General features: G+C 63.2%; 25 protein-coding genes, 1 tRNA gene and 4 pseudogenes. 16 read left to right on the top strand and 14 right to left on the bottom strand.

All coding sequences use genetic code 11. The features are described from left to right. Nucleotides 1-8: 8 nt before the first annotated feature. Together ACFQH2_RS13845 and msrB are read left to right on the top strand one after the other, a co-directional pair. Nucleotides 9-665 (top strand): VIT1/CCC1 transporter family protein, encoded by a 657-nt coding sequence (locus tag ACFQH2_RS13845; protein WP_377076848.1) that lies wholly within the window; start codon nt 9-11, stop codon nt 663-665. Between the two features lie 4 nt (nt 666-669). Beyond that, nucleotides 670-1,086, top strand: coding sequence for a peptide-methionine (R)-S-oxide reductase MsrB (msrB, locus tag ACFQH2_RS13840; protein ID WP_377054537.1), 417 nt, complete (start codon nt 670-672; stop codon nt 1,084-1,086). Nucleotides 1,087-1,148: 62 nt separating this feature from the next. Here the strand turns inward: msrB and ACFQH2_RS13835 are convergent, their stop codons facing one another. Continuing rightward, the gene (locus ACFQH2_RS13835) at nt 1,149-1,586 is read right to left on the bottom strand and encodes a bis(5'-nucleosyl)-tetraphosphatase (RefSeq protein ID WP_377054535.1); all 438 of its coding nucleotides are present in this window, start codon (nt 1,584-1,586) and stop codon (nt 1,149-1,151) included. Nucleotides 1,587-1,752: 166 nt separating this feature from the next. Here ACFQH2_RS13835 and ACFQH2_RS13830 point away from each other — a divergent pair. Further along, nucleotides 1,753-2,081: pseudogene (locus ACFQH2_RS13830) on the top strand (30S ribosomal protein S10). A gap of 51 nt (nt 2,082-2,132) precedes the next feature. After that, nucleotides 2,133-3,434: an amidohydrolase gene (locus ACFQH2_RS13825; RefSeq protein ID WP_377054532.1), complete on the top strand. Its 1,302-nt coding sequence runs from the start codon at nt 2,133-2,135 to the stop codon at nt 3,432-3,434. 59 nt (nt 3,435-3,493) lie between these two features. Here ACFQH2_RS13825 and ACFQH2_RS13820 read toward each other — a convergent pair whose 3' ends face one another. Together ACFQH2_RS13820 and ACFQH2_RS13815 are read right to left on the bottom strand one after the other, a co-directional pair. Then, nucleotides 3,494-4,000, bottom strand: coding sequence for a cupredoxin domain-containing protein (locus tag ACFQH2_RS13820; protein WP_377054530.1), 507 nt, complete (start codon nt 3,998-4,000; stop codon nt 3,494-3,496). A 13-nt stretch (nt 4,001-4,013) separates the two neighbouring features. Continuing rightward, a complete protein-coding gene (locus ACFQH2_RS13815; RefSeq protein ID WP_377054528.1) occupies nt 4,014-5,384 on the bottom strand; it encodes a geranylgeranyl reductase family protein in 1,371 nt (456 codons plus the stop codon). Nucleotides 5,385-5,486: 102 nt separating this feature from the next. On the opposite strand from ACFQH2_RS13815, the gene ACFQH2_RS13810 reads away from it, so the two are divergent. The 4 genes from ACFQH2_RS13810 to ACFQH2_RS13795 all read left to right on the top strand — a co-directional run bounded on the left by ACFQH2_RS13810 (nt 5,487) and on the right by ACFQH2_RS13795 (nt 8,452). Further along, complete coding sequence (locus ACFQH2_RS13810) at nt 5,487-5,885, top strand: acyl-CoA thioesterase (RefSeq protein ID WP_377054526.1); 399 nt, start codon at nt 5,487-5,489, stop codon at nt 5,883-5,885. Nucleotides 5,886-5,954: 69 nt separating this feature from the next. Next, the gene (locus ACFQH2_RS13805) at nt 5,955-6,290 is read left to right on the top strand and encodes a 2Fe-2S iron-sulfur cluster-binding protein (RefSeq protein WP_377054524.1); all 336 of its coding nucleotides are present in this window, start codon (nt 5,955-5,957) and stop codon (nt 6,288-6,290) included. Between the two features lie 3 nt (nt 6,291-6,293). Then, complete coding sequence (locus ACFQH2_RS13800) at nt 6,294-6,635, top strand: DUF192 domain-containing protein (protein ID WP_377054522.1); 342 nt, start codon at nt 6,294-6,296, stop codon at nt 6,633-6,635. A gap of 308 nt (nt 6,636-6,943) precedes the next feature. Continuing rightward, nucleotides 6,944-8,452 (top strand): (R)-citramalate synthase, encoded by a 1,509-nt coding sequence (locus ACFQH2_RS13795; RefSeq protein ID WP_377057092.1) that lies wholly within the window; start codon nt 6,944-6,946, stop codon nt 8,450-8,452. Between the two features lie 16 nt (nt 8,453-8,468). On the opposite strand, the gene ACFQH2_RS13790 is transcribed toward ACFQH2_RS13795, so the two are convergent. Next, nucleotides 8,469-9,647 (bottom strand): GNAT family N-acetyltransferase, encoded by a 1,179-nt coding sequence (locus ACFQH2_RS13790; protein ID WP_377076847.1) that lies wholly within the window; start codon nt 9,645-9,647, stop codon nt 8,469-8,471. A gap of 36 nt (nt 9,648-9,683) precedes the next feature. Here ACFQH2_RS13790 and ACFQH2_RS13785 point away from each other — a divergent pair, with 36 nt between their 5' ends. Further along, entirely contained in the window at nt 9,684-10,580 is an 897-nt protein-coding gene (locus ACFQH2_RS13785) for a polysaccharide deacetylase family protein (protein ID WP_377076846.1), read from the top strand. A 196-nt stretch (nt 10,581-10,776) separates the two neighbouring features. Here ACFQH2_RS13785 and ACFQH2_RS13780 read toward each other — a convergent pair whose 3' ends face one another. Then, entirely contained in the window at nt 10,777-11,001 is a 225-nt protein-coding gene (locus ACFQH2_RS13780; protein ID WP_377076845.1) for a hypothetical protein, read from the bottom strand. Nucleotides 11,002-11,290: 289 nt separating this feature from the next. After that, nucleotides 11,291-11,376 (bottom strand) — tRNA-Ser (locus ACFQH2_RS13775). Between the two features lie 96 nt (nt 11,377-11,472). Between ACFQH2_RS13775 and ACFQH2_RS13770 the strand changes: the two genes are divergently transcribed. Continuing rightward, nucleotides 11,473-12,432 (top strand): AAA family ATPase, encoded by a 960-nt coding sequence (locus ACFQH2_RS13770; RefSeq protein ID WP_377054514.1) that lies wholly within the window; start codon nt 11,473-11,475, stop codon nt 12,430-12,432. 25 nt (nt 12,433-12,457) lie between these two features. Here ACFQH2_RS13770 and ACFQH2_RS13765 read toward each other — a convergent pair whose 3' ends face one another. Then, nucleotides 12,458-12,817: a winged helix-turn-helix transcriptional regulator gene (locus ACFQH2_RS13765; RefSeq protein ID WP_377054512.1), complete on the bottom strand. Its 360-nt coding sequence runs from the start codon at nt 12,815-12,817 to the stop codon at nt 12,458-12,460. 373 nt (nt 12,818-13,190) lie between these two features. Between ACFQH2_RS13765 and ACFQH2_RS13760 the strand changes: the two genes are divergently transcribed. Beyond that, nucleotides 13,191-13,448 carry a redoxin domain-containing protein gene (locus ACFQH2_RS13760; protein WP_377076844.1) on the top strand — a complete coding sequence of 86 codons (258 nt, stop codon included), beginning with the start codon at nt 13,191-13,193 and terminating at the stop codon, nt 13,446-13,448. Between the two features lie 355 nt (nt 13,449-13,803). Further along, entirely contained in the window at nt 13,804-14,073 is a 270-nt protein-coding gene (locus ACFQH2_RS13755) for a hypothetical protein (RefSeq protein ID WP_377054508.1), read from the top strand. Between the two features lie 20 nt (nt 14,074-14,093). Here ACFQH2_RS13755 and ACFQH2_RS13750 read toward each other — a convergent pair whose 3' ends face one another. The 3 genes from ACFQH2_RS13750 to ACFQH2_RS13740 all read right to left on the bottom strand — a co-directional run bounded on the left by ACFQH2_RS13750 (nt 14,094) and on the right by ACFQH2_RS13740 (nt 15,699). Next, nucleotides 14,094-14,492 carry a hypothetical protein gene (locus ACFQH2_RS13750; protein ID WP_377054506.1) on the bottom strand — a complete coding sequence of 133 codons (399 nt, stop codon included), beginning with the start codon at nt 14,490-14,492 and terminating at the stop codon, nt 14,094-14,096. 76 nt (nt 14,493-14,568) lie between these two features. After that, nucleotides 14,569-14,913: a thioredoxin family protein gene (locus ACFQH2_RS13745; RefSeq protein WP_377054504.1), complete on the bottom strand. Its 345-nt coding sequence runs from the start codon at nt 14,911-14,913 to the stop codon at nt 14,569-14,571. Between the two features lie 219 nt (nt 14,914-15,132). Further along, the gene (locus ACFQH2_RS13740) at nt 15,133-15,699 is read right to left on the bottom strand and encodes a SprT-like domain-containing protein (protein WP_377054502.1); all 567 of its coding nucleotides are present in this window, start codon (nt 15,697-15,699) and stop codon (nt 15,133-15,135) included. Nucleotides 15,700-15,781: 82 nt separating this feature from the next. On the opposite strand from ACFQH2_RS13740, the gene ACFQH2_RS13735 reads away from it, so the two are divergent. Next, a complete protein-coding gene (locus ACFQH2_RS13735; RefSeq protein ID WP_377076843.1) occupies nt 15,782-15,943 on the top strand; it encodes a hypothetical protein in 162 nt (53 codons plus the stop codon). Continuing rightward, nucleotides 15,943-16,104 (top strand): annotated as a pseudogene (locus tag ACFQH2_RS13730) (RDD family protein); the annotation flags it as partial. The gene ACFQH2_RS13735 and the pseudogene ACFQH2_RS13730, both read left to right, overlap by 1 nt. 95 nt (nt 16,105-16,199) lie before the next feature. Here the strand turns inward: ACFQH2_RS13730 and ACFQH2_RS13725 are convergent. The 3 genes and pseudogenes from ACFQH2_RS13725 to ACFQH2_RS13715 form a co-directional block, all read right to left on the bottom strand. Beyond that, nucleotides 16,200-16,441 (bottom strand): annotated as a pseudogene (locus ACFQH2_RS13725) (hypothetical protein); the annotation flags it as partial. Between the two features lie 198 nt (nt 16,442-16,639). Beyond that, entirely contained in the window at nt 16,640-16,819 is a 180-nt protein-coding gene (locus ACFQH2_RS13720; RefSeq protein ID WP_377076842.1) for a high-potential iron-sulfur protein, read from the bottom strand. 315 nt (nt 16,820-17,134) lie between these two features. After that, complete coding sequence (locus ACFQH2_RS13715; protein ID WP_377076841.1) at nt 17,135-17,362, bottom strand: hypothetical protein; 228 nt, start codon at nt 17,360-17,362, stop codon at nt 17,135-17,137. Nucleotides 17,363-17,743: 381 nt separating this feature from the next. Here ACFQH2_RS13715 and ACFQH2_RS13710 point away from each other — a divergent pair, with 381 nt between their 5' ends. Further along, nucleotides 17,744-20,107, top strand: coding sequence for a type II/IV secretion system ATPase subunit (locus ACFQH2_RS13710; protein WP_377054494.1), 2,364 nt, complete (start codon nt 17,744-17,746; stop codon nt 20,105-20,107). 45 nt (nt 20,108-20,152) lie between these two features. After that, nucleotides 20,153-21,999, top strand: a pseudogene (locus ACFQH2_RS13705) (type II secretion system F family protein). Here ACFQH2_RS13705 and ACFQH2_RS13700 read toward each other — a convergent pair. Beyond that, nucleotides 21,924-22,349, bottom strand: coding sequence for a hypothetical protein (locus tag ACFQH2_RS13700; protein WP_377076840.1), 426 nt, complete (start codon nt 22,347-22,349; stop codon nt 21,924-21,926). The pseudogene ACFQH2_RS13705 and the gene ACFQH2_RS13700 sit on opposite strands and share 76 nt — an antisense overlap.

Raw genomic sequence — 22,349 nt, 5'->3', positions numbered from 1 at the left:
TGTCGTTCGTGGATTCCCTCCGTAGCCTCCTGGAGGACGACGAGGTTCGCTCGATCTCTCGGCGCTACCTGATCTCGAACGGGTTCGACGGTACCCTGACGTGTATCGGCGTCGTCGTCGGCGCGTACCTCTCCGGCGTCTCAGACGGCATCACCGTGTTCATGATCGGCATCGGGGCGGGCGTCGGACTGGGAACCTCCGGCGTCTGGAGCGTCTGGGAGATCGAACGCGCCGAGAAACAGGCCGAACAGTTGCGGATCGAACGCTCCATGTTGACCGACCTCGACGGGACCATGGTCGAGCAGCGACGTCGGAGCGCTCGTGCGATCAACGCGGTGGCAAGCGGGATCGGGCCACTCATCGGAATCATCCTGCCGTTGTTACCGTTTCTCGCACACGACGTCCTCTTCTCGCTGCTCGAAGCGACGCTCGTGTCGATCGGTATCGGCGTCACCGTACTGTTCGGGTTCGGCGCCTATCTCGGATCGATCTCGAAACAGAACTGGATCGTCGCCGGCATCCGAATGGGACTCGCCGGGATCGTTGTCGCGGTACTCAACCTGTTTGTGCCAAGCTGGAGCGATCTGTCGGGGGAATCCAGCGGCACCAGTCTCCGCGCCGGTCGCCGCCGTCGACAGCCCTTTTCACCTCGCGACCCTGCGTAGAGACATGAGCGATCAGCAGACCGACGACCTGCCGGAGACCGACGCCGAATGGCGTGACCGCCTCACCGACGAGGAGTACGAGATGCTGCGAGAAGCGGGGACGGAGCCTCGTTTCAGCGGCGAGTATCTAGACGTCAAAGAGGACGGCGAGTTCGCGTGTGCCGGCTGTGGGCTGACCCTGTTCGAGGCCGACACGAAGTTCGATTCGGGGAGCGGGTGGCCGAGCTTCTACGACGCCGTCGACGAGGAGAACGTCGAGACACGGGTCGACCGAAGCAACGGTATGAATCGAACCGAAGTCGTCTGTGCCCGCTGTGAAGGCCATCTGGGCCACCTGTTCGACGACGGGCCGGAGCCGACGGGCCAGCGCTACTGCATCAACTCGGCCTCACTGGAGTTCGATCCCGACGCGGAAGACTGAGGAGAGACGCGCCGCTGTGGGGATGCTCCCCGAGGGTATACTGTCGCCGTGGAGCGGGGGCGTTACTTTTCGTCGTCTTCTTCGCGTTCGTTCAGGAACTCGTGGGCCTGTTCGAGAATCTCCCGTGGGCCGTCCTGAGTGATCGTGTTGATCGCCTGCTCGTAATCACGCCACTGGAGGTCGCGGTGCTCGTGGGAGAGCTCCGCGCTGGCCTCGAACGACCTGGCGATGAACAAGTGGACAGTCTTGTGAATCGTGTTGCCGTCGGCCTCGAAGACGTAATCGTAGTCCTCGCGGAACCCATCGAGTAGTCGGAAATCGGCGATACCTGCTTCCTCTTCGACCTCACGGATAGCCGTCTGCTGGAGCTCTTCGGTCCCCTCGACGCCGCCTTTGGGGAACTCCCAGTCCCCGGGGCGGCTTTTGAGGAGGAGATACTCCCGGCGGCCCCGCGTATCCCGAAAGAGGATCGCGCCCGCGCTCGTCGCTTCAACCGTCATTGAACTAAAGTAAACGGCCACCCGTTAAGAGAATATCGGACGACGGGTGTCTTGGGGTGTTCACCGACACCGATTCGCGAGCCCCATCGTGAGGGCCACACACATGTGAAATCGATAGGGACGGCTTTTTACCCCCGGAGCGAGCATACATTATCCAACCCCCAGCATGACCTTCATCACGAAACTAATCCTGCAGAGCGGCGATCGGGCGGTCCTCGACAGCGTCGTCGAGGATATCCGCTCGACGACCGAACGAAAAGGCGTCGAAATGAACGGTCCCCACTCGAAATCCCCCGAGCGGCTTCGAGTCCCGCAGGCCAAGCGGACGACCGGCGGCGCGGAGTTCACCTCCTGGGATTACACCGTCTACACCCGCGAGATCGAGATCGTCGGCCACGACGACATCGCCCGAAAGATCGCGGCAAAGCAGTTCCCGAACTCCTCCACGTCGAGGTCGAGGTCAAGCAGATCAGTCAGGTCGGCTCGGGATCGTAGCTCAGTTTTTTCGCGGGAGCCATTAAGTAACCGCTCTCCCAAGGCATCGGTATGTCACAGACCAGTCGGTACGATCACTTTGTCGAACTCCGGCGCGACCTGCACAGACGGCCAGAACCCGCGTGGCGGGAGTTCTACACCACCGCACGGATCCTCGAAGAAGTCGAGCGGATCGGCGTCGACGAACTACACGTCGGCGAGGACGCGCTTTCGAGCGAGGACAGAGCGGCGGTACCAGACGACAGGGAGATCGATAGCTGGTTCGAGCGCGCTCAGGAGCTACTTTCCGACCGTGAGGGAAGCGACCCGGACGTGCTCGAACCGATGGCCGGCGGGCACACCGGCGCAGTCGCAGTCCTCGAACGCGGCGAGGGGCCGACGGTCGGCCTCCGCGTCGACATTGATGGCCTACCGCGGCCCGAAGCCGACGACGAGAGCCACGTCCCCGCCGCGGAAGGATTCCGCTCGGAAACCGGCGCGATGCACGCCTGCGGACACGACGCCCACGCGACGTTCGGCGTCGGCGTGCTGGAAGCCATCGCTGACAGTGACTTCTCGGGGACGTTCAAACTCCTCTTCCAGCCAGCCGAGGAGGTCATCGGCGGTGGCCGGGCGATGGCAAAGAGCGGCCATCTCGACGACGTGGATTACCTGCTCGCGGCCCACGTCGGACTGAGCCATCCGACCGGTGAAGTCGTGGCGGGCATCGGCGAGTTCCTGGCCGTCACGCAACTCGAAATCGAGTTCACGGGCGACTCCGCTCACGCGGGCGCACAGCCACAACTGGGCAACAACGCCAATCAGGCGGTCGCCGCGGCCGTCCAGAACCTCTACGCCATCCCCCGCCACGAGAACGGTGGGACGCGAGTCAATGCCGGCGTCATCGAGGGCGGTTCCGCCTCGAACATCGTCGCCGAGCAGGCCCGCATCGAGGGCGAGGTCCGTGGCGACACGACCGCGCTCCGCGACTACATGCTCGACCGGGCCTACGACGTGGTCGACGGGGCCGCCACGATGCACGGCTGTGAGGTGTCGATCGAGAAAGGAGCGAGCGCACCGAGCGCCGACAGCGATCCGGAGATCGCCGAGACGGTCGCGGACGTCGCAGACAGCGTCGACGGCGTGGAGTCGGTCGTCGAACACGCCGCTCTCGGCGGGAGCGAGGACGCCACGTATCTGATGCAGGAAGTGCAGGACAACGGCGGCCTCGCCTGCTACGTCGGCATCGGCACCGACCACCCCGGCGGCCACCACACCGCGACCTTCGACGTCGACGAGGCAAGCCTGCCGATCGGTGTCGACGTCCTGTCCGGAGCGATCACGCGTCTGAGCGACCGCGAGCCGACCAGCTAGCTGGTCACAGAACGACAGGATCGAGAACCCCTACCGGGGTCCCAGAATTCGTTGCTAACTCACTCCTCGACGACGAGGTAGCCCACCATCTCCTCGTGTTCCTCGCGGACGTAGCGGTACTCGCCCGGCGTCTCCGGAACGAACTCGAACTCGAAGCCGCCGTCTTCGACCGACTCGCTTCCCTCGAATCCGGCGTCCGAGGGCTGGTGGGTCGGAACGACGCTGTGGCCGTCCGTCATCCAGACCCAGCGAAGCGTCGTTCCGGTCTCGACGCGAACGGCATCCGGCACGAAGGCGTCCTCGCCGCCCTGACCGACCTCGATGGTCGCGCGGGATTCGTCGGTCCAGTCGACGGGGGCGGGAATCTCCAACTCCTCCGACTCGTCCTCCTCGCCCGTCGGGTCGTCTTCGGTGCCCTCGTCCTGTTCGCCGGTTTCACCCTCGTCACCGTTTTCCGCTCCGGTGCCGTTTTGGGGGTCGTCCCCATCGCCGCCGAAACAGCCAGCAAGCGCGATGGTGCCGGCTCCAAGCCCCTGCAGCAGTCGCCGACGAGTGTTCGATCCCATGAGCGTGTGCGGATCAGTACTTGCGATCCGCGCCCGTGGTCTCGTAGATCTGATCCATTAGCTCGTCACGACGGGATTGCCAGGCATCGAACCCCTCGGGCGAGGAGGGGTAATCGTCGTAGTGTTCGAGCAGTTCGTCGGCGAGTTGTTTGGTCTGATACAGGGTGTAGATACTGCCCCAGTGGCCAAAGCTCTTGTAGGCGGTCTTGAGCTTCACCGACAGGGGGATCGACGCCGACCCGGAGTAAAGCCCCTCGGCGATCTGTTCGCCCGGCAGGGCCGCCAGCAGGCTGGTCAGTTCGTCCAGTTCGCCGCCCGTGATGTGGATGTTGTAGACGTCCAGCGCGGCGTAGCGCCCGCCGAAGTGGTCCATCACTCGCTCGTTGTACTCCCACAGGGCATCCTCGGTCGGGCCGCCGTTCGAGAGGGCGTCGACCGCCGCTTCCGCGGCGTACTGGCCGGCGTAGGCCGCGCCGGCGATTCCGCCCCCGGTCGTCGGATTGACGTGAGCAGCGGCGTCGCCGACGGCCACGTAGCCCGGCGCGACTGCTGAGTCGTAGGGCCGTCGCGTCGGGAGCGCCGCGCCGAGTTTGTCCTCGACCTCTGCGCCGTCGAACTCCTCGCGTTTCTCCAGATCCTGCTTGAGGTCGTCGACGAGTTTCATCGGCTCCTCGTTCATCTGGAAGCCAAGCCCGGCGTTGATCTCCGTCTCGGTCCGCGGGAAGTACCAGAGATAGCCCGCGGCGCGTTCGGTCGGTTTGAACACGAGGGCGTCGTCCCACTCGACTGGCTCGTCGACGTGGATGATCTCGCGGTACGCCGAACAGAACTGCGAGTAGGTGACGTTCGTGTCGAACGTCGCATCGCCCAGGTCCGCGAAGTCCTGAAGCACCGATAGGGCGCCAGCGGCGTCGACGACGACTTCCGCCTCGTACGTTCTGGGCTCGTCTTTTCGGACTGCCTCGATACCCGTGACCCGGCCATCGTCGGTCTGTGTGACGTCTTTGACGACCGTGTCGTAGTGGATATCGGCACCGGCTTCCTCGGCACCCTCGATGAGCAGTCGCCCGAACTCCAGCCGGTCGATCACCGCGAGTTCGCCGGGGACGGGAATTTCGAGAACCGTGTCCTCCTGCGGGATCTCGAACCGCCCGTGGTCGACCCCGGTGTTGGTAAAGGAGGGCTCGATCTTCGATCGCGGGATGGATTCGGGGAACTCCGACGCACCCTTCAAAGCGTCTCCACAGGCGATATGTCCTGCTTCCTCGGCGTCCTTGCGCTCGACGATGACGGCGTCGAGGCCGGCGTTTGCCGCCGTTGCAGCGGCGTAACAGCCGGATGTACCTGCCCCGACGACGACGACGTCGTGCTCCGATGTAGTCATAAAGACGGGTCGTACCCCCACGGTCAAAACGTTTTACTTCGGATTCGGCCGCTGGCCCCCGCGACGACAACATACTTGTCCCGAAGTAGCCTCACGGTAGACGTGAGCGAGTACGGCTACACGACGACGATAGAGAAGCGATACAACGACTTCGACACCTACGGGCACGTCAACAACGCGGTCTACGTCACCTATCTGGAGTCCGCACGGATCGACTTCTTCCGCGACGTGATCGGCAACCGGGACATCTCGACGGTCATCGCCCACGTCGAGGTGGACTACGAATCGCCGATTCTCGTCGACCACGAGGTCACCGTTGCGATCCGCGTCGCCGATATCGGCACGACGAGCGTGACGCTGGACTACGAAATCCGTGCTAACGGCGACCGCGCGGCCAGCGCGCAGACGACGCAAGTGATCCTCGACGAGGACGAGAAGCCGCGGCCAGTGCCCGAGGCGTGGGCCGAACGACTGGGCGTCGAGACGGGGAGCGCGGATTGATCAGGTCGCCGGCGCGCGGCGGACCAAGGGAATAAAGAGTTTTATCAAGGTCGTTCGTAGCAGAGGAGTATGACCGAGTACACCGTCGAGTTCGTCGGCCGTGACGAGGAGATCACGGTTTCGGACACGGAGACGATTCTCAGCCGCTGCCTCGAAGAGGGGATCGCACAGGAGTACTCCTGTCGTGTCGGGATGTGTCTGGCCTGTACCGCCGAAATCGTCGAGGGGGAGGTCACTCAGCCCGCCGCCCGTGGGTTCACCGAGGAAGAAGCCGAGAACTACGCGCTGACATGCATGGCTCGCCCGCAGTCGGACGTGACACTCGATCGCGGCAAGTATCCGCCGAGCATCGGCGACGATGTCGCCGCCGAAGCAGGTGCGGGCGACGCGACCGCCGACGACTAAGCCGTGCGGGTACGCCACGAAGACAGCGGGGAGACGCTGGCCGCCACCGTCGACCGCGCGACGGGCATCGTCTCGCGCGGCCGCGGCCTCATGTTCCGGCGTTCGATCCCCGACGACTACGCGCTCGTCTTCGAGTTCGACGGCGTGGGGGCTCGCAGTCTCCACATGCTCTTCGTCCCCTTTTCGCTCGATGCCGTCTGGATCGCCGACGGCGAGGTGACACTAAGCGAGACCCTCTCGGCGTGGACCGGTCTCGCCAGCGGGGAGGCCGATCTGGTGATCGAACTGCCGGCGGGGGCCGCCGAAGCGGTCTCGGTTGGCGATCGAGTGACCGTGGCGCCGTGAGCGGTTATGTTCTCGGGAGACCGCTCATTGAGTCGAAACGTCTCCGCTCGAACTCGGCTGCCGTGCCGGGATCTGTCCCTGCCCCCTCCCGGAATCAGGGACAGAAACTGTGGAACCGTGAAGTTTATCTGCCGTGTGCGCTTTTACCACGATGGATATGACACGAGAGGATTCCTCTCAGTCGGATTCCGAGGATAGAGGAAGTCGGGGCAACCTGGCTGGCCGAGAAATTCTCGGGGACGAGTGACTCACGCGTGCAACCGGGAGACACGCAGGGCTTCTTCGGTGGCGACCCCGCCACGAATCCGCTGTACGACGACGAGACAGAGGTATCGCTTCTGGACACGACGCTGCGAGACGGCGAGCAAGCGCCGGGCATCTCGCTGACGCCCGACGAGAAGGCCGACATCGCCCGCGCGCTGGACCGGGCACAGGTCGACGTGATCGAGGCCGGCAGCGCCTGTACCGGCGAGGGCGAGCGCCGAACGATCCGGAAAGTGACGGATCTGGACCTCGACGCGACGATCACGAGTTTCGCTCGCGGCGTCAAAAACGACATCGACCTCGCGCTCGACTGTGACGTCGACGGCGTCACCATCGTCGTGCCGGGGAGCGACCGCCACATCGAGACCAAGGTCGACACCACCCGCGAGCAGGTGATCGCCGACACCGCGGAACTGGTCGAGTACGCCCGCGATCACGGTCTCTGGACCGAAGTGATCGCCGAGGACGGCAGCCGCGCCGATCTGGCGTTCTTAGAGGAGCTGATGGCGACGGCCTTTGACGCCGGAGCCACCCGGGCGTGCTACGCCGACACCGTCGGCCATGCAGGTCCGGAGCGATCCTACGAGGTCGTCTCCGCGCTCGCGGAGTACGGCCCTGTCAGCACTCATACCCACGACGACCTCGGGATGGGGCTGACGAACGCGCTGGCGAGCGTCGCCGCGGGCGCGGATCTCGTCCACGGGACGATCAACGGCCTCGGTGAGCGCGCCGGCAACGTCGCACTCGAAGAGGTCGCTATCGCACTCGATCACAACTACGGAATCGAGACTGCCGACACGACCCAACTGTACAGCCTCGGCCAGGCAGTCGCACAGGCCACAGGTGTACAGCTACCGCCGAACAAGGCGGTGACCGGCGAGAACGCCTTCACCCACGAGAGCGGCATCCACACCGACGGGACGCTCAAGGACGACCGGATGTACGAGCCATACCCGCCGGAGAAAGTGGGCCGCGAACGACGGATCGTACTCGGCAAGCACACCGGTCGCGCCGGCGCACGCGCCGCCCTCGAAGAACACGGCGTCTCGGTCGACGACGAGGAACTCACCGAGGTCGTCAAGCGGGTCAAGGAGATCGGTGACCGCGGCAAGCGAGTCACCGATGCTGATCTGCTGGCTATCGCCGAGGACGTCAAGGGCACCGACCGCGAGCGCCGCGTCGAACTGCTCGATCTCACCGCGGCCAGCGGGGGCGGCATCCCGACCGCGAGCGTCCGCCTGCGCGTCGACGACGAGGAACGGGTCGCCTCCGGAACCGGCAGTGGCCCGGTCGACGCCGCCGTCAGTGCGGTCCGAGAGGCGCTCGGCAAAGCGGCCAACGTCACGCTCGAATCGTACGAAGTCGATGCGATCACCGGCGGTACCGACGCCGTCGTCACGGTCGAAGTCGAGATGAGTCGCGGCGACCACTCCGTGACGGTCGCCAACAGCGACACGGATATCACCTCCGCGTCGGTCAGTGCGATGGTCGACGCGATGGATCGACTCCTGTCCGTGTCCGGCGACGGACCGGTCGTCCTGGCCGACGACTGACCGCCCGTTCGATTTTTTAGCTGGTGTCCTGCTCGGCGAACGTGATCTCCCAGTTCGAGAGCGTCGCCGCCGACCGGACCTCGGGCGACCATGCGTCCGGATCCAGTGCCGCCGGTCTGACCGCGAGCATCGTCGGCGAACTGACCCTCGAAAGCGGGAACGCCGTGTCCCCATGGAACCCGAATGCCGAGAGAACGGATGTCGGTAGCGTCGACGGGGCAAGGATCGCGTTGTGATCGGCAGTGTCCGAGATGATCGCCTGCAGCAGGGCGACCGTGGGGTCCGGTTGCAGAGTGACCGGCAGGATGTCCGTGAGTCGTACCGCGCCATTCCGACCGGTCCTCCTACCGACGATAGCAGCGCCGACGGGGTCGCCGTTCCGTCGGGCGACGTAGTACCGATACCACCAGTCCGGGTTCTCGTAGCGCCAGTGACAGAACTCCCGGTCCCGCGGCGTGTGGATTCCCGACGGCACTGCCTCGGTATACAACGACGCGAGCACGTCGGCTGGCACTCGGTCGGTTCGCGTCACCGTGATTCCCCCGGGCGCGTCGGTGAGCGACGTCCTGATCCCCGCGTATCCACGTGCAATCGCATCCGCCGCCACGCCGGCGGCGTTCCGGACGAGCGAATCCGTCGAGAGCCACGCCGAGGGGTGCTGAAACCGGTAGTACGTCGGGACCTGTCCGAGCACATCCCACCCCAGTTTCTCGTTACCGGCCCTGGTGTACCGGTTCGGAAAATTGAAAAACAGCGCCGCCTCGTGATCGGCGTACCGCTCGATCACCCGCTCGGTCATCCGCGTGAACAACCCCTGCCGTCGGTGGTCCGGATGGACCATCGTATCGCACGGCTGTAGTGCCAGTACCCGCTCGGCGTCGATGGATAGCGGCAGAGCGAACACCGGCCGTGCGCCGACGATAGTTCCGGTCCCGTCCGTCGCCACCTGGATCGGCACCCCTTCGACGTACGGGTTGTTGCGATACTTCCAGTCGAACCACTCGTCGCTCCGCTCGTCGCCGAACACCGTCTCGTACAGATCGAAGAACCCCTGGAGGTCGCCGGATTCTGAATAGCCTGACTGCGTACTCTGCTGTCTGTACCATCCCTCTGACGAACTACGACGACGACGTATGAATACGTTCGTGGGGACGGTACGTGGCCAGATAGTAATTGACTGGATACTAACTGGCAACAACGGGCTTTCCGCCTACGATCCAGTACATAGACGATGACCGGAACCGTGACATTGAGCGTCGAAATCGAACTCGGCTGGGGCGTCCACGATATCGGCGAGTACGGCCACCTCAGCGAGGACGGCCGGGCCGAACGAGAGTTCCTCCGGCAGTTACTGGACGTCTGTGACGAGACGGAGATTCCCATCTCCTTTGACGCCGTCGGCCACCTGTTTCTCGCCTCCTGCGAGGGGTCACACGACGGCCCGTATCCCGACGGCTGGTTCGACGCCGACCCCGGGACAGACGTCGCAGTCGATCCGCTGTTTTACGCGCCGGATATGATCGAGAACGTGCGGACACGAGACACTGACCACGAACTCTGCACACACACGTTCTCACACACGCCCCACGGGACCGTGAGCACTACCGCGGCCGATGCCGACCTCGACCACGCCCAGCGCGTCCACGAGGATATCCTGGGTGAACGCACTTGCTCGCTCGTCCCGCCGCGTCATATGACGCCACCGAGTCACGTCCTTCGGTCGAACGGGATCGACGTCGTTCGGGAGGCCGCTAACAGGCGCGCGAGCAGTCGGCTCGGCCGGGCGAAAGAGCTACTTCTCGGGCCGCCGCCGATGGGCGATCCGACCATCGAAGACGGCGTCTGTCGGACGCTGAGCACCACGTACCCGAACCTCGCTGCGGCGTCGCTTCCTCCGGAAAGCGCCCAGCAGAGCCACTGTTCCGGGCAGTCCCGACGCGGATCCGACAGCGGTTCCACCGCCAGTATCTCGAGCGGGCGACGATGCACGCCATCGAGCGGGACACGCATCTCCACCTCTGGTGTCACCTGTACGACATCGCAAACCACGCACAGCTCGCGCCGCTCGCAGGCTATCTCCGCACCCTCGAACGGTTGCGGGATCGCGGCCGCGTCGATATCGCAGTGATGGAGCGACTTTCCGAGCGAGTACCGGTCAGTCGCACGGCCTGACTCGTCGCCCCGTCACGGGAGTGCTCGATCGGATCGTAACAGTGCCAGATATACGACGCCGACCGCAGCGAGGCCGAGACCTATCGCAACCTCGAGCGACAGGACGTTCCTGCCGAGGTTGACGTACCGCACTGCGAACACCGCGAGTATCGTCATTCCGAACGCCGCGTAGGCAGTTGCCGCTCGACGAACGCCGACCGGTAGCTCGTCGAACGATCCCCCAGCCACACAGTAACGATGATCCCGGTGATCACTCCGACCGGAAGTCCGACGAGCGCCGAGAACTCGATCTGGAGCAGTTCGATAATCACCACTGCAACGAGCAACGCCGTCGTCACGCCCGCACCCACCGCAGTGAACAGTTTCCAGGCGTTCATACGCCATCTTCGACGGCTATGGTAATTACCCTTACAGAAGGTACAGGCGAAAGCCCACGGCTTTAGCCGTGGGAGGAGGTCAACTGTAGTGGTTCGGTTTCTGAGAGCGCGGGCCAGTGGGGAGCGTTGCTCGCGTAGAAGCGCCAAGGAGGAGATTGTGAACCACGCGAAGACGGTCGCTCCCTCCGGTCGGGCTGCGTCTTCTCTCGTTCAAATCTCCGCGTGAGGTTTTCACGCTCACGAGTACGAGAGACACGGAGGTCTCTCGCGGATTTGTTCGCGAGAAAAACGCCGAGGAGGAGATTTGAACTCCTGTGTCCTTAGCGGACAGTTGCTCTCGAAGCAACCGCCTTGGCCAGGCTAGGCTACCTCGGCTCATTAATCGATTCAGGGGCTACCAGTTTATCCGTTTCGGTTCACCACACGAGTGGCATCGGTACACATATGTGGGGCGACTGTTCGTACCAAGTCATGGACGTAGCTGAAGCGAGCGAGGAGTGTGAAGCCGTCCTCGACTCCATTTCTGGTGCCGTTATCGCTGATAGAGAGTTTCTCGAAACCGTACTGCTGGGCGTCGTCTCCCGCGGGCACGTCCTGCTGGAGGACGTACCGGGGACCGGGAAGACGCTCACCGCGAACAGTTTTGCATCCGCACTCGGACTTTCCTTCTCCCGTGTGCAGTTTACTCCCGATCTGCTGCCGACTGACGTGACCGGGACACACATCTTCAACGAGGAGGACGGGAGCTTCGAGTTCAGCAAAGGGCCGATCTTTGCGAACGTGGTGCTGGCCGACGAGATCAACCGTGCGCCGCCGAAGACCCAGGCCGCACTGCTCGAAGCGATGGGCGAGGGACAGGTCACTGTCGACGGCGACACGCACGAACTCCCGGATCCTTTCTTCGTCATCGCGACGCAGAACCCCGTCGATCAGGAAGGGACGTTCCCGCTCCCCGAGGCGCAGGTCGACCGCTTCCTGGTGAAAAGCTCTATCGGCTACCCGGACGAGGCAGGCGAGGAGGAACTGCTCCACCGCCGACTCGGCCGCGTCGAACAGGCTCCGAGCGTCGAGCGCGCAATCTCCGAACAATCGGTGATCGACCTCCGACAGGTCCCCGAAACCGTCCAGGTCACCGATGACGTCGTCTCCTACCTCGCCGAGATTGCCCGTCGAACCCGCTCGCTACGGCAGGTCTCGGTCGGCGTCTCGCCGCGCGGGACCCAGAGCCTGCTCGAAGCCGCCCGGGCCCGGGCGGCGATGGTCGGCCGCGATTACGTGACGCCGGACGACGTGGCCGAGGTCGCCGAACCCGTGCTTGCCCATCGCCTCGTACTGACGCCGGAAGCGAAAGTGGACGGCGTCTCGACGGCCGCGCTCGTCACCGACGTGCTCGATGCAGTAGCCGTGCCGACGGTCCAGTCGGTCCCCTGATAGCTGTTTGACTCCCGCACCCCGTTCACTCGTCGGTGGGTGGAGCCAGGTGCTCGCGACCCCAGTCGCGCATGGCGACGATCACCGGTTCCAGGGATTCCCCACGACCGGTGAGGGAGTACTCCACGCGGAACGGTTTCTGGCTAACTACTGTTCGGTCGACGAAGCCGTGTTCTTCCAGATCCTCTAGCACGTCGGACTGGACTTTACTGGATATCCCGTCGACTTCCTCTCTCAGTGCGTTGAATCCGAGCGGGCCGCGTTCGAGTAATCGATGAATCACGACTGGATGCCACTTCTTGCCGATCAACGTCGCTGTCGACGTGATCGGACACCATTCCGCCCCCGCACACCAGACTTCCAGTCGATCGTCCTCAGCGCTCATACAAACCGTACGTTCACTTCTCAAATAAGGGTTACGTATAGTAAGCTAGTAACTAATAGTAATGTAGGTTCCATTTCTGGCTCTCCCCGTTTGCAGGGCACACTGTCCGGTTCCGCGCCAGTCTTTCCCTCCTGTTCGTCTTCGCATACCAAGTGCGGTGTGCAAACACGACACACGGTCGAGGGCGACTGATATGTCTCCCCCACCGACTTCTGAATATGCTTCAAACTGGACAGCGCGCACCCACCTTCGACCTCCCCGGCGCGGGTGGCGGTCGAATAGACAGACATCGTCTCACCGAGTACACGGACAACGGATGGGCCGTCGTCCAGTGTTTTATCCGTTCGACTTTCATCCCGTCTGCACGTCACGGATGTGTACGCTCAGGGACAGCGAGGCACTGTCACTGGTCGAGAACACCGTGGTACTGGGAATCTCGACGGATAGCGTGTACTGCCATCGAGAGTTCGCCGACGAACAGCGGATCGACTTTCCACTGCTGTCGGACAGCGACGGGAGCGTCGCCGAGGCATACGGTGTCCTCGCGGACGAGTTCGACGATCATCGGGGGTCGCCTGCTCCGCCCTCTTCGTCGTCGACCCCGACCGCCGTATCCAGTACACCTGGCTAAGTGACGACTCCGAGGACGACCCCGATCTGGCCGCTGTTGAAAAGGCGGCCCACTGTCATGGGGACGAATGTACCGTTCCAGATGACAAATCGTATCTCTGATCTATTTTGAACTGGGACAGCCGTCAGGCCGATTTCCACAAACCGTTTCGTAACCCGGTGAATACACGGTTCGCTTACGATTATGTGCATTGCGGGCCACTACGTTACTGTGGGAAACCTCGTGTCCTCTCATTGCAACCACATGTAATGATACACATAAGAATCAAAAATATAACCGGGCTGGTTGCACAGGTCGGACAGGTCAAGCGGCGTTCGTCGACGACCCTGGCGCTACCACCGGACGGGTGTGAGCTATGACGACGGATAGCCGCTTGATCAACCATCCCGATGACGACCACCCCGTACATCGGTATACGGCGGCCGCAGGGGCCGTATTCCGTCGTACACTCGAACTGATCGTTCGTCGCGCGGCGTTATGGGCCGCGGTCGTGTTCCCGGCCGTCTACCTCGCCGGCGCAGTTGGTGAGATGGCCGGAGGACTCCCAAAGAGCTGGTTTCCCGTCGCCATCGGGGTTCACCTGCTGGTCCTCTGGGTTGGACACGACGCACATCATCCCACGTGATGTACTGATCGGAGGCTGTCCTACTTTTGCGAGACTGACTCCAACTCCCGATACGTACAGTGGAAGCCAGCGGCGTACTGATAAAACGTCGGAACGACCTGCGTTCGAAGGTCGGCATCCTGCTCGTCGGCGAAGTCGATAGCGGTCCAGGTCCGGGCGTCGTCGATGGCCGGTGCGACGTCGGCTGGGAGCGAAAACTCTCCAGTAGCCGTGAGATACGAGCGCATGAACGCGTCGGCCAGTCGGTCGAAGAACCGGTCGGTTGGCTCGAACGTCCCATCGTCGTCTGCTGCGAGTCGGTCGTACGTCTGCCGTATCAGGTCGCTACCGTCGTCGACGCCATGATCGTCAAACGACGCCGTCGTCGTACAGTTTCCATCTATGTCTTCGTCTCGTTTGTCCGTGTTACTATTTCTCATGAGACAAGCTACGGTCGGTTACCATATGTAACCAAGCCGGTCGTGCATCGTCGAAACAACACCGGAGGTGGACCGGCTATTCCAGCGCGTGCCGAATGGTATCGCCAGCGGTGATGCCGACGAACCGTTCTACCTCCTCGCCGGACCGGTAGACTACGATCGTCGGGATCGACCGGACACCCGCCTGTGCGGCGAGCGACTGAAACTCGTCGGTGTCGACGCTCAGGATCGGGGCGTCGACCCTGCCGGCAAGTTCCTCCATGATCGGCGTCTGCTGCTGGCACGGCCCACACCAGTCGGCGAAGAAGTCGACGATCACTTCGTCGTGTTCGGCCAGCGTGGTCCGCAACGTGTCCTCGGTCTCGATATCGATGAGGCCGCCAGTCCTCTCGGGGGCGATCGGTGTTCTGTCGAACGACATATGAAATGTACCGAACGGCCGATAAAAGCGCTTCCCGAACCAACCGGTAATCCGGTTACTGTCGAGTAAGGCTGGTCGGAGACGATGCCATACGGTCGACCCGCGAACAGTCCGATCCGTCTCGACCGTCGACGAGAGCAGTCCGATCCGTCTCGACCGTCGACGAGAGCAGTCCGATCTCCATCTGACAGCGCCATCACACTCACGGAACGGCCCGGATCACCACTCCTCACCGATCTCCTCTCGCGCCCGTTCGTAGCCATCCTTCGTCCGCCAGCGTCGGCCGGTAGCGACGTGCTCGGCGACGTAGCGCGCACCACACACCCCACAGCGTCGTGTGTTCGGTTCGGTCACCGTTTTCGACGCGCGAAACCGGCCAGCCGACCAGTCGCAGTCGCCCGCCGTACAGAGCAGTCTCACTCGCGGTTCGCTGAACGGAGTGCAGTGCCGCGGGGCGTCGAGCGCCGCTGCTTTCTCGTAGAACCGCTCGCTGTGACCCGATTCGCCGAACTGCTGGAACTCCCAGGCGTGGACGAGTTCGTGGCGGACGACATCCATAATCTCGTCCCACCCGTGTCGCTGGTAGGCCTTCCACGCGAGCCGGATCGTGACTGTCTGTTCTCGGCCGTCGTACCGACACGATCCGGCGCGGCGCTTTGCGCGATGGGACACCTCCCACTCGACGGCCGACAGATCGACGTCGATGGTGACGGAGCAAGCGTACTCCCGAGCACGGTCCAGCAGGGCAGATTCCGACTGTATCGGCGGTGTGCCGTCTGATTGCATTCGTCCTCGTTAGCGGTCGGTTGGTCTCGGGGAGCAAAAGTTTCAGGGGTACGCTGAAGGGAATCCGGCTCTCCGTACGAACGTGACTCCAGTTCCCGCCCCGCTCACGATCAGGACGCCCGCGTTCCTCCTCGATCAGGTCGTCGTCACCTGTCTCGTCGTCCCGCCGGTGCTGGGCTTGGCGTCGAGTTCGGGACCATTGTCTCGCCAGGAGAACCTCGACAACTGGTCTTCGTCGCGCTGATGGCCGTCGCCTTTGCCTATCACTTCCTTGCGGAGTGGCTCACCGGCCGGACGCTCGGCAAGGAACTGTTCAATCTCCGGGTCCTCGCGGACGACGGGAGCGCTCTGGGGCTCCGGGGCTCGTTTCTCAGGAACGCGCTCCGGCTGATCGACGGCCTTGGCTACTGGAGCGTCGCAGTCTTCGTCATCCTCCTCCGGGGCGACGGCAAACGGATCGGCGACGTCGTCGGCCGGACGCTCGTCGTCCAGAGCGACCAGTTGCCGCGTTTCCGATACCAGACCCGCTCGCCCACTGGCGATTCGTCCTCGTCGATCTCCAGACGGCTCATGAACAGATCGCGGATCGCAAACGTGACGACGAGTTCGACGCTTTCGCCCCCTCAGTACGGACATCGACGACGCAGTGGCCGTCCCGCTCGCCGACCCGCTCGATGATGCCCTCCGACCACCGCTCGATGTCGTGTGTCGGTCGCTTCGAGTGAATACGGTCGTGTGCCACGGCCGAGGCTATGGTCGCCCGCGTCTTGTGCGTGCTGTCTAGCGGTAGGGCATCGGGTCTCACAACACTCCGGAGAGGAGTCCGCTATCGTCGAGCATCGACCGGTCCAGTGAGAGTCACAACCGGCGGCACAACTGTGAGACGATCCAGAAGGGTAGAGCGCCTCTGTGGCGACGACAGCCTGTCCAGGGGCCGAGCTTACACCTCTTCGCCAATGGATTCCCAGATGACACACCAGTCTTCGACTGCAATGTACCCCTCGACCGCAGCACAGGCCCCCCACGTGTCGCCGTTCTTGTCAGGGATGAACTCCGCACAGTTTCCACAGGCCTGTCCCGGCTGAGCAGTGCCCTCCGCGATGGCCTCGACGGACTCCATCAGGTTGACGTCCGCCTGCGTCTGCAGTTCGTCGGGATTGCGCTCCTCATCAGCCTGTGAGGCTGCTGTACGGTACTCCTCTGGGACTTCGGCCGTCGGCAGCTCTTCTTCGGACAGCCCTTCGGGAACCTCGGGTTCGGGCAGTTCTTCGTAGATCGTACACCAGTCTGCACCGTCGATGTACCCCTCGACCTCCGCGCAGGCGCCGAACTCGTCGCCGTTCTTGTCCGGGATGTAGTCGGCACAGTTCGTACAGCACCGCCCCGGTTCGTGCGCAGCGTTTTCAGCGCCTCGTCGTACTCGGAAAACTGGACGTCAACTTTCGTCTGCAGTTCGTCGGGATTCCGCATCTCGCCCCCGAGCGACGTGGCCGACATGTACACGTCTGGTACGGGCCCGGTTTCTGAACTCCTCCTCCGATACCCCCTCAGGTAGTTCCTCTTCTTCCTCCCCGTTTTCCTCCACCCCGTTCTCCTCCTCCCCGTTTTCTTCCCCGTTCTCCTGTCCGGGGTCCGTACCCTCGTCGCTTGTACACCCACTCAATGCCACGATCCCGGCCGTTGCAACGACGTAATGGCGTCGACTCCACAGATCGTAGGTGGACGGTCGGTCACGCCGTGGATTCTTTTCGGACATGTCCTGAAATTCACACAGCGAAAATAAATTGAGAATGGGTATTTCCCAGTATATAAGAAAAGACCGTGTTATTTATTAAACAGGAATATTTGACACACTAATTAATAAACCACACTCTATTACGGAAGAGATACACGTATACGAGCTATTACCGCTAAAAATTTCATATAGCCCGATATAGTCTTCTTCAATTCCAGCAGTTGTATGAAATATTGAGATAGCTCATAGAGCAATTAATTCTAATCTAATACCAAAAATTTAAACCAAGTGAGGGAGCGATTCTTGTTCATGACCGATGGGGCGTCGCTTGAACTGACGACGGAATCCAGCGAGCCACGGACACGCGCTGACGGAACCGTTCCTCCACCGTTGCCGCCCGACGACCCCGAGGCGTGGTACGCGCCCGACGTCCGGGAGCAGTACGAGATCCACCCTGGCGTCGTCGCTACGATCAGCGAACGCGACGACGGGTTCGAGTACGAGATTCGGGAACCGCTGCTGTCGAACGATGACGTTGAGAACCTTGCCACCGTCCGGTCACACTTCGAGGACGCCAACCTCGGGCGGCCAATGACCCGGGAAGGAACGATCGAACGGATGGATCGGGGGTTCGATCCGAAGTACAGCGAGGTCCTCCGGAGATTACTGGACTGTTCGACCGCGGCCCGCCGCCGGATCACCTATCGAGTGCTCTGCGAACTGCGCTGTCTGGCCGACCTGACCCCGTTCGCGCTAGACGAGCGGATCGAGGTGGCAGATACGGCCGGGGACCGGCTGATCGTGCACACTGAAAACTACGCACCCGCCCGGACCGCGGTCCCATCGACGCCGGAGTATATCGACCGCTTCGTCAGCGAGCGCCTCACGAGCTATCACGTCGAGTTCAACGGCTTCGATATTCCGGTCGTGATTTACCGGGAACATCTCCTCGGGCGGGACGCGTTTACGACGAAATACGCCGTCCAGGAACCCGACCTCCTCCCGGACGACGAGGCGCTCATCGCGGAGTGCAAAGAGCGCATCTGGGAGGCGAACGTCGACGGCCTCGTCGAGGACCGCGAGCGGTTCGTCCGGAACCGAGCGCAACGAGTGCTCTCGCGACAACTCACTGCGCGGCGGACCCGTGCGTGGGCCGACGCCATGCGGTTTCGGGCCCGGAACGCCCTCGCCGAGTACGATCTGGCTGTCCCGCCGGTCGACGGTCGCTACTCGGACGATCGGCTCTCGGATCTCGTCTACTACGTGCTCCGGGATTACGTCGGCGAGGGGAAGCTCACGATTCCGATCCGGGACCGCCATCTCGAAGATATCGAGGCCAACCGCGTCGGCGAACGGATCAAAGTGGTCCCCCGCGCCGACGTCGGTCACGGGGATCGGATCCCGACGAACCTCCAGTTCGAGGATGAGACCAGTTTTGTCAACGTCGTTACCCAACTGGCGGCGGCCGACGGGACGGATCTGAACGCCTCGAACCCGAGCGCGAAGGTGAACCTCTCGCCTGACGGCGTCTCCGACGGCGTGACGATCCGCTGTGCCGTTGCACTCGGCGTCATCAGCGAGGACGGTCCACACATCTCGATCCGTAAACAGGCACCCGAGGCGCTGACACCGATCGATCTGCTGGAGCAGGGAAGCATCTCGACCGAACTCGTTGCCCTGCTGTGGATGCTGTACGAACAACACTCGGTGGTGCTTTACTCCGGAGCGACGGGCGTGGGGAAGACGACCCTGATGAACGCTCACATGCCGTTCGTCCCGTTTCGTGACCGACCGATCAGCATCGATGAGGGCTCCCGCGAGGTCCGCCTCCCCCACGAGACCGGCGTCTCGCTGACCACCCGCGAGCACGAAAACGAGTACAAGGAAGTGACGATGGCCGATCTGATGACTGAATGTAACTATCTGAATCCGGACGTCGAAGTGATCGCCGAGATCAACACCGCGGCCAGTTTCGAGACGTTTGCCGAGTCGCTGAACACCGGCCACGGTATCATCGGAACGACACACGCCGAAGACGTCGAAAAGCTCGTTAATCGGGTCGTCGAGCAGGGCTTACCCCCGTATCTGCTCCGAGAGATCGATCTGGTCGTCTTCCCCAAACACGTCAACGGCGACCGCTACGTCGGGGACGTCATCGAGTTTCTCACGCCTGCCGAGTACGAACACGTGGACGGGGACTGTGGCGTCGTCGAGAAGGAGGGCACGCAGATCCACTGGAACCGTATCGGCGGCCGTGACGAGACGGGCCGGTTCACGTTCGAGTACGCACATCCGAAACTGGAGACGACGCCGGAGCGTACTCCCGAGGAGTGGCCAGGACGGGGCCGGCGACACCAGCAGGTGCTCGACGATTCCAGTTTCGACGTCGAACAGGAATCGACCGATGGATCGGCGTCCACGTCCGATCAGGACGCCTCACGCACGCGGGAGTGTGGTTTCCGCGTCTTCCACTCCATGGCCCGCCGATCCGACCGCCCGGTCGCGGCCGTCGAGGCGGAGTTCCACCGCAAACACCGGTACGTCAGGTATCTCCACGAGGACGGTATCGACGACTTCACCGAACTGTTCGAGTTCCTCGCGGACCTCCAGACGAACGAGGCCGCGACAGTCGAACGGGCAAGCACCGACGACAGGATCGGTGACGATGCATAGCTCGTCGACGGAGTCGGATGGTCGCCCTGACCGACTACGGGGACACTGCCGACTCTCGACAGGGGGTTCTACGCGCTTTTCTCCAGACACGCGGACGCCCGACGACACGAGGCTGACCGGCGCTATTACCGGGGGACGGACGTCCAGACGAGTTTCGGCATCTACATTTCGCGGGTGTACGCGCTCTCCTGGCTCGTCTTCGCGGTCGCAGCTCTCCTCACGACGACGGTCGTGTTATTCATCTCGCCCGGCACCGTGTTGGGACGGATCGCCGAGCTAACTCCGGGCGCACACGCCGTCACGGAACTCCCGAGAGGGTATCTGGCCGTCGTCGTCGCCGTCCTCGTCGGTGGGCTTTCCAAACACCTCGTTGTCCGGTCCGGGGGCAGTATCTCCAGTGGGCCGCCAGTACACGACGGGCGGAGATCAACCACACACTGCCTGGAGCGGTGCGATATCTCCGGGTCCTCTCGACGGGGAGCGACGATCGCCGCGGCATGCTTCGGAAGGTCGCCGCAAACCGCGAGGCGTACGGCCAGACCTCGGTCGCGTTCCGAAAAGCGCTGAACAAGGCGGCGTTGACCGGGAGTCTGGATCGGGGATTACGGATCGTCGCGCGGGATACGCCGTCCCGTGACGTGCTCGCGCCGTTCGTCCTGAAGTTCCGCGAGCACGCCGATCAGGGTGGCGACGAACTGACGAGCTATCTCCGGATGGAGAGTCGGATGCTCTCTCACCAGCAGTCCCGAGCACGTGACAGGGCCGAGTCGTTTCTCGAACTACTGGCCGAACTGTTCATCGTCCTGCTGGTGCTGCCCGCGCTGCTCGTCATCGTTGTCACCGTCCTCAGTGTGCTCTCGCCGGGACTCTCCGATCCGATCGGACTCCCGGTCGGAACCGTCACAGCGCAGCAACTACTGGTCTACGGGAGCGCCGCGTTCGTCCTCGTAACGGGCCTCGTCGCCGCAGTGCTGGTCGATCGGGTGCGACCACACGACCACGCCGAGCCACAGTACAGTCGGCCGTCGAGCATCGTCGGAACGGCCGTCACAGCCGGATCAAACCCCGCCAGCGCCGTCGTCGTCGCCGCCCCCGTCGCCGTTCTGTTCGGCGGCGCGATCCACCTGTCCGGCGTCGCGCCCATCGACGTTATGCTGTTGAGCTACGCGGCGTGGGCTGTCCCCATCGGACTCGTTTCGGTTCGCCGCGCCCGACTCAACCAGGCGAAAGACCGGGAGATCAAGGACTTCGTCCATGCGGTCTCCGGGCACGTCAAACTGGGCCGGCCGTTTCCGGAGGCGGTCGAGCGCGTTGCCGGCGATGTCGACCTCGGCGCACTCGACAGCGACGTCAAGACGCTCGCGTTCAACGCAAACCTGACGACGCGGGACGGAAACCTCCGGACTGACGCGCTCGATGCGTTCGTCGAACGGGTCGGAACGCCGCTGGCCGAGCAGACCATCGGACTCGTGACCGGGGCGCTGGAGGCCGGCGGCGACGCCGAAGACATCTTCGAGACCCTGCAGACCGAGGTCGGCCGACTCCACCACGAGAAACAGGCGCTCAGAAACGCGATGCTGGTCTACGTTACTGTCGGCTGGACGACTGCGCTGTTGATCATCGGCATCATGCTCGCGGTCGATGGCTACGTTATCGACGGGTTTGCACAGCTCTCCGCCGTCTCTGAGCCGACAGCGGGCGTTGCGATGGACGCCTCAACGGTCGACCCACAGCGCGAGCGCTTCCGATTCTACGTCGTGACGCAGGCAACCATGCTCGCGTGTGGCTGGTTCGCCGGTGTCGCCAGCCGCGGGCGCTACGAGGCGCTGTTGCACTCCGGTGCGCTTGTGCTCATCGCGTATGCGGTGTTCTCGGTGGTGGGGATGGCGTGATGCCGTCCACCCCCGACTCGGCTGGTAGTCGCGGCCAGTCGAACGTCATCGGCGTCGCACTGTTGCTCGCAATCACCGTCATCGGCATCGGCGGCATGACGGCCGGAATCGGCGCCGTCATCGAGAGCAACGCGGCCTCGGCCGACGCGACGAGCGTCGCGGACGGCTTCGACGACGTGCTCCAGCCGAGCGCGACGACCGGTCACCGAACTGGGGAAGTCCGGTTCACCGACGGACAGCTCTGGATCAAGCCGCGACGACTCCGTCTGCTGAACGACTCCGGACCAATCGAGACGGTCGCGGTCGACGCACTGGTCTACGAGTCCGGGGACAGCCGGGTTGCGTATCAC

Source organism: Natronoarchaeum sp. GCM10025703, from assembly GCF_042661985.1.
Classification (GTDB): Archaea; Halobacteriota; Halobacteria; order Halobacteriales; family Natronoarchaeaceae; genus Natranaeroarchaeum.
This window is presented reverse-complemented; position numbering and strand designations above follow the sequence as displayed.

Bases quoted from the DNA above. Each gene is read 5' to 3' on its own strand.
- msrB (WP_377054537.1), top strand. From the start codon at position 670: ATGAGCGATCAGCAGACCGACGACCTGCCGGAGACCGACGCCGAATGG.
- ACFQH2_RS13835 (WP_377054535.1), bottom strand. From the start codon at position 1,586: ATGACGGTTGAAGCGACGAGCGCGGGCGCGATCCTCTTTCGGGATACG.
- ACFQH2_RS13825 (WP_377054532.1), top strand. From the start codon at position 2,133: ATGTCACAGACCAGTCGGTACGATCACTTTGTCGAACTCCGGCGCGAC.
- ACFQH2_RS13820 (WP_377054530.1), bottom strand. From the start codon at position 4,000: ATGGGATCGAACACTCGTCGGCGACTGCTGCAGGGGCTTGGAGCCGGC.
- ACFQH2_RS13815 (WP_377054528.1), bottom strand. From the start codon at position 5,384: ATGACTACATCGGAGCACGACGTCGTCGTCGTCGGGGCAGGTACATCC.
- ACFQH2_RS13805 (WP_377054524.1), top strand. From the start codon at position 5,955: ATGACCGAGTACACCGTCGAGTTCGTCGGCCGTGACGAGGAGATCACG.
- ACFQH2_RS13785 (WP_377076846.1), top strand. From the start codon at position 9,684: ATGACCGGAACCGTGACATTGAGCGTCGAAATCGAACTCGGCTGGGGC.
- ACFQH2_RS13780 (WP_377076845.1), bottom strand. From the start codon at position 11,001: ATGAACGCCTGGAAACTGTTCACTGCGGTGGGTGCGGGCGTGACGACG.
- ACFQH2_RS13770 (WP_377054514.1), top strand. From the start codon at position 11,473: ATGGACGTAGCTGAAGCGAGCGAGGAGTGTGAAGCCGTCCTCGACTCC.
- ACFQH2_RS13765 (WP_377054512.1), bottom strand. From the start codon at position 12,817: ATGAGCGCTGAGGACGATCGACTGGAAGTCTGGTGTGCGGGGGCGGAA.
- ACFQH2_RS13760 (WP_377076844.1), top strand. From the start codon at position 13,191: ATGTGTACGCTCAGGGACAGCGAGGCACTGTCACTGGTCGAGAACACC.
- ACFQH2_RS13755 (WP_377054508.1), top strand. From the start codon at position 13,804: ATGACGACGGATAGCCGCTTGATCAACCATCCCGATGACGACCACCCC.
- ACFQH2_RS13750 (WP_377054506.1), bottom strand. From the start codon at position 14,492: ATGAGAAATAGTAACACGGACAAACGAGACGAAGACATAGATGGAAAC.
- ACFQH2_RS13745 (WP_377054504.1), bottom strand. From the start codon at position 14,913: ATGTCGTTCGACAGAACACCGATCGCCCCCGAGAGGACTGGCGGCCTC.
- ACFQH2_RS13740 (WP_377054502.1), bottom strand. From the start codon at position 15,699: ATGCAATCAGACGGCACACCGCCGATACAGTCGGAATCTGCCCTGCTG.
- ACFQH2_RS13720 (WP_377076842.1), bottom strand. From the start codon at position 16,819: ATGGAGTCCGTCGAGGCCATCGCGGAGGGCACTGCTCAGCCGGGACAG.
- ACFQH2_RS13710 (WP_377054494.1), top strand. From the start codon at position 17,744: ATGACCGATGGGGCGTCGCTTGAACTGACGACGGAATCCAGCGAGCCA.